This is a genomic window from Vibrio sp. NH-UV-68, from assembly GCF_042940635.1.
Lineage (GTDB): Bacteria > Pseudomonadota > Gammaproteobacteria > Enterobacterales > Vibrionaceae > Vibrio > Vibrio pacinii.
The window spans coordinates 2,465,994-2,479,787 of record NZ_CP134975.1 but is presented as its reverse complement, the minus strand read 5'-3'; the positions used below and the strand labels follow the sequence as shown (position 1 = coordinate 2,479,787).

The 13,794-nt window shown below is 45.5% G+C and carries 16 protein-coding genes; 12 read left to right on the top strand and 4 right to left on the bottom strand.

What is annotated here, in order from left to right; translation table 11 throughout:
- Nucleotides 1-14 precede the first annotated feature (14 nt).
- A complete protein-coding gene (locus tag ViNHUV68_RS11345) occupies nt 15-599 on the top strand; it encodes a sigma-70 family RNA polymerase sigma factor (RefSeq protein ID WP_391088186.1) in 585 nt (194 codons plus the stop codon).
- Nucleotides 596-1,258 (top strand): ChrR family anti-sigma-E factor, encoded by a 663-nt coding sequence (locus ViNHUV68_RS11340; protein ID WP_391088185.1) that lies wholly within the window; start codon nt 596-598, stop codon nt 1,256-1,258. The genes ViNHUV68_RS11345 and ViNHUV68_RS11340 overlap by 4 nt, the downstream gene beginning before the upstream one ends.
- Before the next feature lie 70 nt (nt 1,259-1,328).
- On the opposite strand, the gene ViNHUV68_RS11335 is transcribed toward ViNHUV68_RS11340, so the two are convergent.
- The 4 genes from ViNHUV68_RS11335 to ViNHUV68_RS11320 all read right to left on the bottom strand — a co-directional run bounded on the left by ViNHUV68_RS11335 (nt 1,329) and on the right by ViNHUV68_RS11320 (nt 5,088).
- A complete protein-coding gene (locus ViNHUV68_RS11335) occupies nt 1,329-2,708 on the bottom strand; it encodes an AmpG family muropeptide MFS transporter (RefSeq protein WP_391088183.1) in 1,380 nt (459 codons plus the stop codon).
- A gap of 73 nt (nt 2,709-2,781) precedes the next feature.
- The gene (locus tag ViNHUV68_RS11330) at nt 2,782-3,327 is read right to left on the bottom strand and encodes a peptidylprolyl isomerase (RefSeq protein ID WP_038174068.1); all 546 of its coding nucleotides are present in this window, start codon (nt 3,325-3,327) and stop codon (nt 2,782-2,784) included.
- Entirely contained in the window at nt 3,327-3,896 is a 570-nt protein-coding gene (locus ViNHUV68_RS11325; RefSeq protein ID WP_038174067.1) for a YajG family lipoprotein, read from the bottom strand. Before ViNHUV68_RS11325 ends, ViNHUV68_RS11330 begins: the two co-directional genes overlap by 1 nt.
- Before the next feature lie 61 nt (nt 3,897-3,957).
- Nucleotides 3,958-5,088, bottom strand: a complete 1,131-nt coding sequence (locus ViNHUV68_RS11320; protein ID WP_391088180.1) for a methyltransferase — start codon at nt 5,086-5,088, stop codon at nt 3,958-3,960.
- 161 nt (nt 5,089-5,249) lie between these two features.
- On the opposite strand from ViNHUV68_RS11320, the gene bolA reads away from it, so the two are divergent.
- The 10 genes from bolA to ViNHUV68_RS11270 all read left to right on the top strand — a co-directional run bounded on the left by bolA (nt 5,250) and on the right by ViNHUV68_RS11270 (nt 13,745).
- Nucleotides 5,250-5,558, top strand: a complete 309-nt coding sequence (gene bolA / locus ViNHUV68_RS11315) for a transcriptional regulator BolA (RefSeq protein WP_038174064.1) — start codon at nt 5,250-5,252, stop codon at nt 5,556-5,558.
- Between the two features lie 430 nt (nt 5,559-5,988).
- The gene (locus ViNHUV68_RS11310) at nt 5,989-7,329 is read left to right on the top strand and encodes a Na(+)-translocating NADH-quinone reductase subunit A (RefSeq protein ID WP_391090316.1); all 1,341 of its coding nucleotides are present in this window, start codon (nt 5,989-5,991) and stop codon (nt 7,327-7,329) included.
- A gap of 5 nt (nt 7,330-7,334) precedes the next feature.
- The gene (locus ViNHUV68_RS11305; RefSeq protein ID WP_391088178.1) at nt 7,335-8,579 is read left to right on the top strand and encodes an NADH:ubiquinone reductase (Na(+)-transporting) subunit B; all 1,245 of its coding nucleotides are present in this window, start codon (nt 7,335-7,337) and stop codon (nt 8,577-8,579) included.
- Entirely contained in the window at nt 8,569-9,354 is a 786-nt protein-coding gene (locus tag ViNHUV68_RS11300; RefSeq protein ID WP_038174060.1) for a Na(+)-translocating NADH-quinone reductase subunit C, read from the top strand. The genes ViNHUV68_RS11305 and ViNHUV68_RS11300 overlap by 11 nt, the downstream gene beginning before the upstream one ends.
- Nucleotides 9,354-9,986, top strand: coding sequence for an NADH:ubiquinone reductase (Na(+)-transporting) subunit D (locus ViNHUV68_RS11295; RefSeq protein ID WP_005380269.1), 633 nt, complete (start codon nt 9,354-9,356; stop codon nt 9,984-9,986). Before ViNHUV68_RS11300 ends, ViNHUV68_RS11295 begins: the two co-directional genes overlap by 1 nt.
- Before the next feature lie 7 nt (nt 9,987-9,993).
- Nucleotides 9,994-10,590, top strand: coding sequence for an NADH:ubiquinone reductase (Na(+)-transporting) subunit E (gene nqrE, locus ViNHUV68_RS11290; protein WP_014232790.1), 597 nt, complete (start codon nt 9,994-9,996; stop codon nt 10,588-10,590).
- A 33-nt stretch (nt 10,591-10,623) separates the two neighbouring features.
- Nucleotides 10,624-11,847 (top strand): NADH:ubiquinone reductase (Na(+)-transporting) subunit F, encoded by a 1,224-nt coding sequence (gene nqrF, locus ViNHUV68_RS11285; protein WP_038174058.1) that lies wholly within the window; start codon nt 10,624-10,626, stop codon nt 11,845-11,847.
- 248 nt (nt 11,848-12,095) lie between these two features.
- Nucleotides 12,096-13,097 (top strand): FAD:protein FMN transferase, encoded by a 1,002-nt coding sequence (locus tag ViNHUV68_RS11280; protein ID WP_391088175.1) that lies wholly within the window; start codon nt 12,096-12,098, stop codon nt 13,095-13,097.
- A gap of 21 nt (nt 13,098-13,118) precedes the next feature.
- A complete protein-coding gene (nqrM, locus tag ViNHUV68_RS11275; protein ID WP_038174054.1) occupies nt 13,119-13,352 on the top strand; it encodes a (Na+)-NQR maturation NqrM in 234 nt (77 codons plus the stop codon).
- A 159-nt stretch (nt 13,353-13,511) separates the two neighbouring features.
- Nucleotides 13,512-13,745 carry a DUF2789 domain-containing protein gene (locus ViNHUV68_RS11270; RefSeq protein WP_274682406.1) on the top strand — a complete coding sequence of 78 codons (234 nt, stop codon included), beginning with the start codon at nt 13,512-13,514 and terminating at the stop codon, nt 13,743-13,745.
- Nucleotides 13,746-13,794: the final 49 nt, after the last annotated feature.

The following is a 13,794-nucleotide window of genomic DNA, read 5'->3' as shown; positions in this document are numbered from 1 at the left end:
TTAAGGATATCGAGATGGCCGAAATAGACACCCAAGCTTTTAAAAAAGCAGACTGGGCTTCGTGTATGGAAAAAGTGAAACACAAAGACAAACAGGCGTTTGCGTTGGTTTTTACTCACTTTTCTCCCCGATTAAAACAGTTCGCTTACCGTCACATGGGCAATGAACAAGTGGCGTTGGAGATAGTCCAAGACGCACTGGCGACAGTGTGGCAAAAGAGTACGTTATTTGACGGCAGTAAAAGTTCGTTATCGACTTGGATCTACACGATTGCGCGAAACCTCTGTTTTGACACTTTGAGAAAGCAGAAGGGCAGAGAAATGCACATCCACTCTGAAGATATTTGGCCAAACGATTATTGTCCGCCAGACATGGTTGAACATTATTCTCCTGAAACAGAGATGCTTAAACAGCAGATCGTTAGATATCTCGATTTGCTGCCTGATGCGCAAAGGAAAGTCGTTCAAGCTGTTTACCTAGAAGAGCTCCCTCATCAACAGGTAGCGGACATGTTCGATATTCCGCTCGGCACTGTCAAATCACGTTTGCGTTTGGCCGTGGAAAAGTTACGCAATACCATAGAGGTAGATAAATTATGAGTTTTCATCCACAAGCCGAACTTCTTCAAGCTTATGCGCAAGGTACCCTGGATGACGTGAGTGCCTTTGCGGTTGCAACGCATATTGAAGGTTGTCCACAATGCCAGCGAGAAGTAGCGCTGTTTGAAGCAGAGTGTGGCGAGGCCCTTTTTGCAGCTCCAGTGCCTTCTCAAGACAATTTTGATGATATGTTTAACCAAATTGTATCACTGGAACAAAACGATAAGCCGTTTCGTCCACAAAGACAGCCAACTTATATTGAAGTAAATGGTAAGTCGTTCCGTTTGCCGCTTTCTTTGTCGCGCTTTCGTGACCAAGTGGGAGAGTGGAAAAGTTACGGCGGTAAGGTGTTCAGTGCGTCAGTCGATATTTCAAATGATGCTCGTGTCAGTTTGATGTACATTACTGAAAATGTGTCGATCCCTCAGCACACCCATAAAGGTTTAGAATCAACTTTGGTGCTGCACGGCGGCTTTAGTGACGAAGATGGTCACTACGAAGTGGGTGACTTCCTATTAAAAGACGCATCGATCAAACATAGCCCAAGCACCAAAGTCGGCGAAGATTGTCTATGCTTAACCGTTCTCACCGAACCGATGATTTTCACCCAAGGCGTTGCCAGAGTGTTTAATCTGTTTGGCAAGGGATTGTACCCTTAATCGCTAGGTCTTATTTAAACCTGCAACGAAGATAGAATAAAGGCTTGGTAATTGACCAAGCCTTTGTTGTTTATCCTTCCGTCTGTGACTCTTTCTCGTCCCTTTTCCTGGCATTATTAAGAATGTCTGCAAAGTAATGGCGCAGTGAGTAGAGCATGATCAAGCTTGGAATAACCATCACCGCTGTGACAATAAAGAAGGTCGACCAATCATTGAGGTAGTCGACTAATTCTCCGGAAAAAGAGGCTAAGGTAGTCCGGCCGAAGTTTCCGAGTGAGGCGAGTAAAGCGTACTGGGTGGCAGAGAAAGCTTGCCCGGTGACGACCGTTAAGAACGAAACAAACGCCACGGTTGAAAACGCCGAGGTGAAGTTGTCCACGGCCAGAGTAGCCAAGAATAAGTATTCATTTGGCCCGACGTTGGCTATCCAAGCGAACATTAAGTTACTTGAAGCCATTGCGATACCGCCAATCATTAGGCCGCGAATGATTCCAAATTTCACATTGACCATACTGCCAACTAAGGTAAACAAAATAGTCAGGCCCCAGCCAATCAATTTAGAGTAGTAGCCGATTTGTTCGTTGGAGAAACCGATATCTTTATAGAAAGCGATAGACATTCGCCCTAAGAAGGCTTCGCCAATTTTAAACAAGAACACGAATAACAGCAGTGTTAAAGCAACGCGCACGCCATTTTGTTTAAAGAAGTCTAAAAAGGGTTCGACCACGGTAACCGTTAGCCAAGCAATTGCCTTATTACCCACCACTTGGGTATGACGTTGTTCTGCGGCAGCTTGGAGTGAGTCGCGCTTGGTGACGGGTTCTCCAACTAACAGAGTAAACAGCATCAGCAGAGCGACGATCGCGGCCATGCCGTAATAAACACCATTCCACCCAATCGCATCCGCATTAATAAACGCCAGATAACCTGGCACAGAGTAACCTGTCCACCAACCGATCACGGCCATTGCAGAAGCTTGCGGCAGCTTCGAAGATTCTGACTTAGGGAAAGTGTCGATACGATAAGCGTCAATGGCAATGTCTTGCGTCGCTGATGCGGTGGCGATGCCCAGTGCAAAAATCGAGGTCAGCATCAGATTCTCTGCCGGGTTGACCCCTGCAATAAAGAGTGTGCAGACCAGTACCAGTGACTGACAGAGGAAAATCCAGCTTCTACGTTGACCAAGTAAGCGGTGTAAAACAGGGAGCTTGACACGGTCAACTAATGGCGCCCAAAGAAAGTTAATCGCATAAACAGCAAATACACTGCCGAAATAGCCAATCGCCGCGCGAGTTAACCCCGCGTCTTTCAGCCAGCCTGACATATTGGATCCGATCAACACCCACGGAAAACCACTGGAGCAGCCGAGCATAAACACCCACATGAGGCGTCTATCCATGTAACTGCGAATAGTCTCTAGCCAAGACATCGATGTAGAGTCAGAGGACATACTCTATTCCTTGTTTGAAATTGGGGCAGCAAGAAAATTAAGGCTCTAACCAATGTGGGTAGAGCCTTAGCCGTTATTTTAGAAGTGTCGCTTTGGTTATAATGATGGGGGTGACAGGGACGTCACGATAGCGTCCAACGGACTGAGTGGGTTGTTGTCCCATATTTTGAATGACATCAAATCCTTGAGTGACCTTGCCAAAAACCGCATAACCAGGTGGACGTTGATCGTAGTCCAAGAAGCTGTTGTCAGCGAAGTTGATGAAGAACTGTCGAGTTGCTGAATCTGGGTTATTGGTTCTCGCCATGGCAACGGTTGCTGTAGCGTTTTTTAGTCCATTCGCTGCTTCGTTCTTGATTGGCGAATATGTCGGTAGTGACTGCATGTTTTTATCAAAACCACCACCTTGAGCCATAAAGCCAGGAATAACACGATGGAACTGAGAACCGACATAGCTGCCATCTTCAACATATTTAATGAAGTTGGCGACCGTTACAGGTGCTTTCTCTTGGTTAAGTTCAACCGTAAACGAACCAAGATTGGTTTCAAAAGCGACTTTCGGTCCTGCAAACGCAACGCTAGTGACGAGCGCAAGTGAGGCGATGGCCGTTTTCCACATTAGAAACGCTCCTGCATGTAGTTTTGTAGCTCGCGGTCATTGGCAATTTCTTGCATGACTAAGTTAATGACGTCATTGAGCACGGTCTCAATCTCTTCATTAGAGGCACTAAGTGCACCAGTACGCTTTGCTGTGCCAGTGTAAGTCTTGGTCAATTTCCCCTGCGGAGTTTCAGCGGTGATCTCGAGTACGACTTTACCGTCCATCTCGTTTTCCATGACCGTATGCTTAACAGAAACCAGTGCTTCTTGAACCTCAACTTGCAGTGAGTTTTCACTGTTAACTGTGCTGCGGAAACCTTGGGATTGGAATTGTTCCAACAGTGCGTTTTCAATCGAAATTCGAACATTTTGCTTGGAGTGAATCGGCTCGATATTAGAGCGACCACTGTCGACTAGAGCAACATATTGTGCGGAACGAACATCTTTACTTGTTAGGGTAAAGGCCGCATCTTGAACTAAATCGCTATTGCTCAGTACAGCCTTTGGCATAAAGCTAATTTGCTCATGTTGCGGCGCTGAACACGCTGCGAGTAATGCCATTGAAGCGGCTAGAACCAGTTTTCTCATTACAATTTCCTTTCTTTGGTATCTCTGAGAGCTTTCAAATGTTCAGACAGATAATAGTGGACTATTTAGTCGCTTGTAAAATAACAAATTTATTGTTCGACGCAGCAACCTTGATCTTCGACTTACCAAACAGTCTTGCTAACTTTCCATCGTAGCCGAGGTGGCGGTTACCGATAACTAATAATTGCCCACCAGAGGTAAGAATTTGCTTTGCATCACAGAACATCTGCCAAGCGATGTGATCAGTAATGGCTTGCTGCTGGTGGAAGGGTGGATTACAGACAATTAAGTCGATGTCTTGTGCCACCATACCGTCTAAGCAATTATTGGCGATGCAGGTGATATCGCGCTCATCACCAAGGTTTGACTTTAGGTTTTGGCGAGCCGACTCGACCGCCATAAAACTCTCATCAACACAGGTGATTTTGATCTGTGGGTTGAGTTTTCCTAGCTTAACCGACAATACGCCATTGCCACAGCCCAAATCTAACACATGTTGTAAATGAGGGCTTTGCGGCAGGTGCTGGAGCATAAAACGTGCGCCTAAATCTAAGCTCTCTCCCGAGTAGACATTGGGTAAGTTGTTGAGTTCGATATTTTCGTTATCGACTTGCCAACGGGTATCGGCACTGACAGGCGTCGGTTGCTCATGAGTGGCATAGCTAAAGACTAGGCGGTGTTTTTTCCACGCCAATGACGTTTTGGTTTCACCAAGGTGTTTTTCAAACAGTTTAAGGGTAGAACTATGAATTTCCTTGGCTTTATTGACCGCGATAATCGGGACTGACGCTTTCAATCCAGAGTGTAGCTGACTAAGTTGCCACACTAAATGACGATTGTTTTTGGGTAATTGCATCAATACTAAGTCAGCATCATGAGGGATAGGATCCATGGTCGTTGCCAATGTGATCTCTGGGCCATCATTCAGTGCTAAATTTGCTTTGGCTGCTTGATGAGCAATATAAGAGTCGCTCATCATGGTAATGCGGTGTTGGTGACTAAACCAGCAGCTCAGAGCACCGAAGTTGTCATTAAGAATAACAATGTGCTTTGGCGTGTCGAGGTTCATTGCCTCGACGTGATTGATAAGGTACTCATCGCCCGCGTCCCAAGCCTGAAGCGTTTCATTATTTCGCTTGGGGTATCGATGTAGCGAGAGGGTACGCTCGTGGAGCGCTAACTCAGTTTTCATAATACGAACTCAGTTTTCGTTATAATAGTGGGATTCAAGTGATCCGTAATGGCGCGATTGTCGCAAAAGCAACTGCATGTGAAAACTAAAACCTTTAGCTTTGTGCTTATCGAGATTATTATCGAGTTTACTCTATTGTTTATATCTGATGGTGAAGCAAGATGCTGCAAGAAGTAATAGAAAGCAAACTCCAACATAGCTTTGAACCTGCGCATTTGAATGTGGTTAATGAAAGCTACATGCACAATGTGCCCGCGGGGTCTGAAAGCCATTTTAAAGTTGTGGTGGTCAGTGACAATTTTGAAGGGATGCGTTTAATCGCACGTCACCGTCAAATTAATCAGACGCTTGCAGATGAATTGTCGAATCATATCCATGCACTTTCGATTCACGCTTATACGGTAAAAGAGTGGCAAGAGCAGCAGGGCATTGCGCCGGACAGTCCGATGTGTTTGGGTGGATCTAAGTGATCATCGCGTTATAAAGGGCAATATTGCCCTTTATCCTTACTATCAGTAAGTATTAACAAGCTAGAAACAAATTGGCACAGTAATTGTTTTTAAAACAAAATATTTCAGTGTGTGAATGAATGTTTTTTCTGCCCAATTTCGCCAATATCTCGGTTTGTGCGGTGGCTCAAAGTTATGACTATTCCTTAGCCTTTTAAACTCAATTACTTCCAAATATCACGCTTTACTCTGTCATTCATCATGGCATCCAAATCTAAAAAGATGATAGACTATCGCACCTGATAAATCTCGCTGACTTCCTGTAGCGAGGTTTTTAATAGGATGTTGCGATTTTGGTGTTTTAAACATCACCAAAACCGGACACTAGTGTCGTGTCTAAAAGTTACGCAATTAAAGAATCTTTTTCCCGATAAAAGTAGTGCAAGTGCGTATGATTACAATAAAGAAAGGGTTGGATCTGCCAGTGGCAGGAACTCCATCCCAGGTGATTAATGATGGTAAAACCATCAAAAAAGTCGCCTTGCTTGGCGAAGAGTACGTCGGCATGCGTCCAACCATGCATGTCCGCGTAGGCGATGAAGTGAAAAAAGCTCAGATTCTTTTTGAAGACAAGAAGAACCCTGGGGTGAAATTTACTTCACCGGCAGCTGGTAAAGTGATCGAAGTTAACCGTGGCGCTAAGCGTGTCCTTCAATCTGTTGTGATTGAAGTGTCAGGCGAAGAGCAGGTAACGTTTGATAAGTTCGAAGCTGGCCAACTAGCAAGTCTAGACCGTAACACGGTAACGACTCAGCTGGTTGATTCTGGCCTTTGGACCGCTTTACGTACTCGTCCGTTCAGCAAGGTTCCAGCAATCGAGTCTTCTACTAAGGCAATTTTTGTCACTGCGATGGATACCAATCCGTTAGCAGCACAGCCTGAGTTGATCATTAATGAGCAACAAGAAGCGTTTGTCGCTGGTTTGGATGTACTTTCAACTTTGACTGATGGCAAGGTTTACGTTTGTAAATCTGGTACAAGTCTTCCTCGTTCTTCTCAACCTAATGTTGAAGAGCACGTTTTTGATGGCCCTCACCCAGCAGGCCTTGCTGGTACCCACATGCATTTCCTGTATCCAGTGAATATAGAGAATGTGGCGTGGAGCATTAACTACCAAGACGTGATTGCGTTTGGTCAGTTATTCCTAACTGGTGAGCTATACACTGATCGTGTTATCTCTCTGGCAGGCCCTGTTGTGAATAACCCTCGTTTAGTTCGTACGACACTAGGTGCTAGCCTAGATGACATTACGGACAACGAGCTAATGCCAGGTGAAGTTCGTGTGATTTCCGGTTCGGTACTATCAGGTACTCATGCAACGGGTCCTCACGCATACCTAGGTCGTTACCACGTGCAGATCTCTGTATTACGTGAAGGCCGTGAGAAAGAGCTGTTTGGCTGGGCGATGCCTGGTAAGAACAAGTTCTCTGTCACTCGCTCATTCCTTGGTCATGTCTTCAAAGGTCAGCTGTTTAACATGACAACCACGACCAATGGTAGTGACCGTTCGATGGTTCCAATTGGCAACTACGAGCGCGTAATGCCTTTAGATATGGAGCCAACATTGCTGCTTCGCGATCTATGTGCAGGTGACACCGACAGTGCGCAAACACTGGGTGCCCTAGAGCTAGATGAAGACGACGTAGCGTTGTGCACCTTTGTTTGTCCAGGTAAATACGAGTACGGTGAACTCCTTCGTGAATGCCTAGATAAAATCGAGAAGGAAGGGTAATTTTCATGGCGCTTAAAAAGTTTCTTGAAGACATCGAGCATCACTTTGAACCTGGTGGCAAACACGAAAAGTGGTTTGCCCTGTACGAAGCAGCAGCAACGCTGTTCTACACGCCAGGTCTAGTGACAAAGAAAAGCTCACACGTTCGTGATAGTGTTGATTTAAAACGCATCATGATCATGGTTTGGTTCGCAGTATTCCCAGCAATGTTCTGGGGTATGTACAACGCGGGTGGCCAAGCTATCGCAGCACTCACCCACATGCATTCAGCTGACCAATTAGCAACGGTTGTTGCAGGTAATTGGCACTACTGGCTGACTGAAATGTTCGGCGGTACGATTGCTGCAGATGCGGGGGTCGGCAGTAAGCTATTACTTGGTGCGACTTACTTCCTGCCAATTTATGCAACGGTATTTATCGTTGGTGGCTTCTGGGAAGTACTGTTCTGTATGGTGCGTAAGCATGAAGTAAACGAAGGTTTCTTCGTTACTTCCATTCTGTTTGCACTGATTGTTCCACCGACTCTTCCTCTATGGCAAGCAGCACTAGGTATTACCTTTGGTGTGGTTGTTGCCAAAGAAATCTTTGGTGGTACTGGTCGTAACTTCCTTAACCCAGCTTTGGCTGGCCGTGCATTCCTATTCTTCGCATACCCAGCGCAAATCTCGGGTGATGTTGTTTGGACTGCAGCAGATGGCTTCTCTGGTGCAACTGCACTTAGTCAATGGGCTCAAGGTGGTAACGGCGCGCTAATGAACATGGTTTCTGGTGCTCCTATTACTTGGATGGACGCATTCATCGGTAATATCCCAGGTTCTATCGGTGAAGTATCAACGCTTGCTCTGATGATTGGCGCTGCGATGATCGTCTACATGAGAATCGCATCATGGCGCATCATTACTGGTGTAATGATCGGTATGATCGTGACAGCAACGCTGTTCAATGTGGTCGGTTCAGATACCAACCCAATGTTCAACATGCCATGGCATTGGCACCTTGTTCTTGGTGGCTTTGCATTCGGTATGTTCTTTATGGCGACAGACCCTGTATCGGCTTCATTTACCAATAAAGGTAAGTGGTGGTACGGCGCGCTAATCGGCGCAATGTGTGTCTTGATTCGTGTAGTTAACCCAGCCTACCCAGAAGGTATGATGCTGGCGATTCTATTTGCGAACCTGTTTGCACCTCTGTTCGACCACATCGTCATCGAGAAGAACATCAAGCGGAGACTAGCACGCTATGGCAAGTAATAACGACAGCATTAAAAAGACGCTGGGTGTTGTTATCGGATTGAGCCTAGTATGTTCAATCATCGTATCAACAGCAGCAGTCGGTCTACGCGATAAGCAAAAAGCTAACGCGGTACTAGATAAACAATCTAAGATCGTCGAAGTGGCAGGCATTGAAGTGAAAGGTCAAAAAGTACCTGAGCTATTTGCACAATACATCGAACCTCGACTGGTCGATCTCGAAACGGGTAGCTTTGTTGAAACAGCTGCCAATGGTTCGAGTGCGTCTGAGTTTGATCAGCGCGATGCGGCTAAAAAGGATAACCTTTCTATCGCTCTGCCTGCAGATGAAGACAAGGCTGACATTCGTCGCCGTGCAAACACTGCCGTTGTTTACCTAGTTAAAGATCAAGATGACGTTCAGAAAGTTATCTTACCTGTACATGGTAAAGGGCTTTGGTCAATGATGTACGCGTTTGTCGCGGTTGAAACCGACGGTAATACAGTGTCAGCGATCACTTACTACGAGCAAGGTGAAACACCAGGATTGGGTGGTGAAGTTGAAAACCCATCTTGGCGTGATCAGTTCGTGGGTAAAAAACTGTTTGATGACAACCATAAACCAGCAATCAAAGTGGTTAAAGGTGGTGCTCCAGCAGGCTCTGAACACGGTGTTGACGGCCTTTCAGGTGCGACACTAACTAGTAACGGTGTTCAAAACACATTTGACTTCTGGTTAGGTGACATGGGCTTTGGTCCATTCCTAGCAAAAGTTCGTGACGGAGGTCTGAACTAATGTCTAGTGCACAAAATGTTAAAAAGAGCATTCTAGCGCCAGTATTGGACAACAACCCAATCGCGCTACAAGTTCTTGGTGTATGTTCTGCGTTGGCAGTGACCACCAAACTAGAGACTGCGTTTGTTATGACGCTGGCAGTAACCTTTGTAACTGCTCTGTCTAACTTCTCGGTATCATTAATCCGTAACCACATTCCTAACAGCGTGCGTATCATCGTTCAAATGGCAATTATCGCATCACTAGTAATCGTGGTAGACCAAGTGCTAAAAGCCTACCTATACGATATCTCTAAGCAGCTATCGGTATTCGTCGGCCTAATCATCACTAACTGTATCGTTATGGGCCGCGCTGAAGCTTTCGCGATGAAGTCGGCACCAGTGCCTTCGTTAATTGATGGTATTGGTAACGGTCTTGGTTACGGTTTCGTTCTTATCACTGTTGGTTTCTTCCGTGAACTATTTGGTTCGGGCAAATTATTTGGCCTAGAAGTATTACCTCTAGTGAGCAATGGTGGTTGGTATCAGCCAAACGGCTTGATGCTACTTGCGCCATCTGCATTCTTCCTAATCGGCTTCTTAATCTGGGTAATCCGTATTCTGAAACCAGAACAAGTAGAAGCGAAGGAGTAAGGACGTCATGGAACATTACATTAGTCTGTTAGTTAAATCGATTTTCATCGAAAACATGGCTTTGTCTTTCTTCTTGGGTATGTGTACGTTTCTTGCCGTATCTAAGAAAGTAAAGACCTCTTTTGGTCTAGGTGTTGCAGTTGTGGTTGTTCTAACCATCGCCGTTCCAGTAAACAATTTAGTTTACAACCTAGTACTACGAGAAAATGCTTTAGTTGAAGGTGTCGATCTTAGCTTCCTAAACTTCATCACCTTCATCGGTGTAATCGCAGCACTTGTACAGATTCTAGAGATGGTTCTTGACCGTTTCTTCCCACCTCTGTACAACGCGCTAGGCATCTTCCTTCCGTTGATCACGGTAAACTGTGCAATCTTCGGTGGTGTATCTTTCATGGTACAGCGTGACTACAACTTTGCTGAATCGGTTGTTTACGGTTTCGGCTCAGGTGTGGGCTGGATGTTAGCAATCGTTGCTCTTGCAGGTATCCGTGAGAAGATGAAGTACTCTGACGTACCTCCGGGTCTACGTGGTCTAGGTATTACGTTTATCACGGTAGGTTTAATGGCGTTAGGCTTTATGTCTTTCTCTGGTGTTCAACTGTAAGTCGGGTAAACCGCAACAATAAAGGAATAGTCAATGGACATTATTCTTGGTGTCGTGATGTTTACTCTGATCGTACTGGCGCTAGTACTAGTGATTCTTTTCGCTAAGTCTAAGCTTGTACCAACAGGTGACATTACAATTTCTGTGAACGGTGACCCTGAACTGGCGATCGTTACACAACCAGGTGGTAAACTACTTAGCGCACTTGCTGGCGCGGGTGTATTTGTTTCTTCTGCCTGTGGTGGCGGTGGCTCTTGTGGTCAGTGTCGCGTAAAAATTAAATCAGGTGGTGGTGACATTCTACCGACCGAGCTTGACCATATTACTAAAGGTGAAGCGCGTGAAGGTGAGCGTCTAGCGTGTCAGGTTGCAATGAAAACTGACATGGATATCGAGCTTCCTGAAGAGATCTTTGGCGTTAAAAAGTGGGAATGTACCGTTATCTCTAACGATAACCAAGCGACATTCATCAAAGAGCTTAAGCTACAAATTCCTGATGGCGAAACCGTACCTTTCCGTGCCGGTGGTTACATCCAGATTGAAGCACCTGCTCACCATGTTAAATACGCTGACTTCGATGTACCTGAGGAGTACCGTGGAGATTGGGATAAATTCAATCTTTTCCGTTACGAGTCTAAGGTCAACGAAGAGACGATCCGTGCTTACTCTATGGCGAACTACCCAGAAGAAGAAGGCATTATTATGCTAAACGTGCGTATTGCTACGCCGCCGCCTAATAATCCTGACGTACCACCTGGTATCATGTCTTCATACATCTGGTCGCTGAAAGAAGGCGATAAGTGTACGATTTCTGGTCCATTTGGTGAGTTCTTCGCTAAAGATACAGACAACGAAATGGTCTTTGTTGGTGGTGGTGCTGGTATGGCGCCGATGCGTTCACACATCTTCGACCAACTAAAGCGTCTTAAGTCTCAACGTAAGATGTCTTTCTGGTACGGTGCACGTTCTAAGCGTGAAATGTTCTATGTAGAAGATTTCGACGGCCTACAAGCAGAAAACGACAACTTCGTTTGGCACTGTGCTCTGTCTGATCCAATGCCAGAAGATAACTGGGATGGTTACACCGGTTTCATCCACAACGTATTGTACGAAAACTACCTGAAGGACCATGAAGCGCCTGAAGATTGTGAATACTACATGTGTGGTCCACCGATGATGAATGCTGCCGTTATTGGTATGCTCAAAGATCTTGGTGTAGAAGACGAAAACATCCTACTGGATGACTTCGGCGGCTAAACTTCAGTGTATTTGAAGCTGTAGCGTCGTTGGCTTCATAAACCCAACCTAATTGCATAGAAGATCTATGCTCATAGGCTTGGGTTTATTTGTCGCCTTGCTACAACTCCAACTACTTGAAATTGCATATATAAGATGGCTGACTGCTTATTAGTCAGCCATTGTTTTTTCTAAGAATGGTAATAGTCGATGCGTTCGATACAGACGTATGCGCTATTCCCGTTCCTCAAATTACAGGAGTCTAACAAGTGAAAAAGTGGCTTGTTGCATTTGCTTCTTTATTGGTTCTAGCCGGTTGTGAAAAACCGATTGAACAAATCCACCTAAGCGGCCCAACGATGGGCACGACTTACAACATCAAATATATTACCGCACAGGGACAGCCCTCTGCGGAGCTGCTGCAAGAAGAGATCGATCGTCTTCTCGAACAAGTGAACGATCAGATGTCGACTTATCGTAAAGATTCAGAACTGAGCCTGTTTAATCAAAGTGATGCTTCGGCTGCGTTTGAAGTGTCGCCGCAAACCGCCACCGTCGTGAAAGAAGCGCTGCGTTTAAACGGTCTGACTTTAGGTGCTTTAGATGTGACGGTAGGCCCACTAGTTAACTTGTGGGGCTTTGGACCCGAAGGGCGTCCAGAGATCGTTCCAACTGACGCCGAACTAAGTGAGCGTCGAGCGATAACGGGTATTCATCACCTAACGGTTGAAGGCAACACGTTACGTAAAGACATTCCAAATCTTTACGTCGATCTTTCAACGATCGCCAAAGGCTGGGGTGTTGATGTAGTCGCTGATTACATTCAGTCGCAAGGTATCCTAAACTATATGGTAGAGGTTGGAGGCGAGATGCGCCTCAAAGGCGTCAATCGTGAGGGTGTTGCTTGGCGTATAGCGATTGAAAAGCCTTCGGTTGAAGAACGAGCGATTCAAGAAATTATTGAGCCTGGCGACATGGCCATTGCGACTTCTGGTGACTACCGTAACTATTTCGAGCATGATGGTGTGCGTTATTCTCACATCATTGACCCTAAAACAGGCAAGCCAATTAACAACAAAGTGGTGTCTGTGACCGTTTTGGATAAGTCTTCAATGACAGCGGATGGGCTTGCAACCGGTTTGATGGTGTTGGGTGACGTTCAAGGAATGAAGGTAGCCGAAGAGAACAATATCCCAGTGTTGATGATCGTCAAAACCGACGATGGATATCAAGAGCTTGCGTCGTCGGCGTATCAGCGATACATGAATTAATTAAATCTGAGTGAGCCTATTATGAGTACATTTCTGATTACGTTTGGTGTATTTATGGCAGTGATTGCAGCAATGTCAATCGGCTATATCATCCAGAAAAAAGTAGTAAAAGGCAGTTGTGGCGGCTTAGGTGCCGTTGGCATCGAAAAGGTCTGTAACTGCCCAGAACCTTGTGACGCGCGTAAAAAGCGTGAAGCACGCGAAGCTGCGCGAGCAGAAAAGCTCGCAGCTTGGGAAAAAGACAGAATTGCTTAATAGTCTGTTTTTGTTAAGTTGATTTTCTATAACCCGGCAGTGTCCGGGTTATTTTTTAACGGTAGTTTATAAAGGAATCCTGAAACAACACGATGGCTTTAATGATAATGAGTTGAGGTCAGCTATACTCATCATCATAAGTACATTCTTGGAGGTAGCATGGAGTTATATCAACACGATATGTCTCAGTTGTTTAAACAACTTGGACTGGGAAGTTCAGACAAAGAGATTAAGCAGTTTGTTGCGCAAAACCGACAGCGTCGAGATACTGAATTACTGCATGAGGCAAGCTTCTGGAGCGAGTCTCAAGCGGCATTTCTTAAGCAGGCGATAGAGGAAGATGCCGATTGGGCAGAAACTGTCGATCAGTTGGATGTGATGCTGCGAGACTAAAAAGCAAAGCGGCTCGATAGCCGCTTGGTAATTTTTTGATGGTTTATAT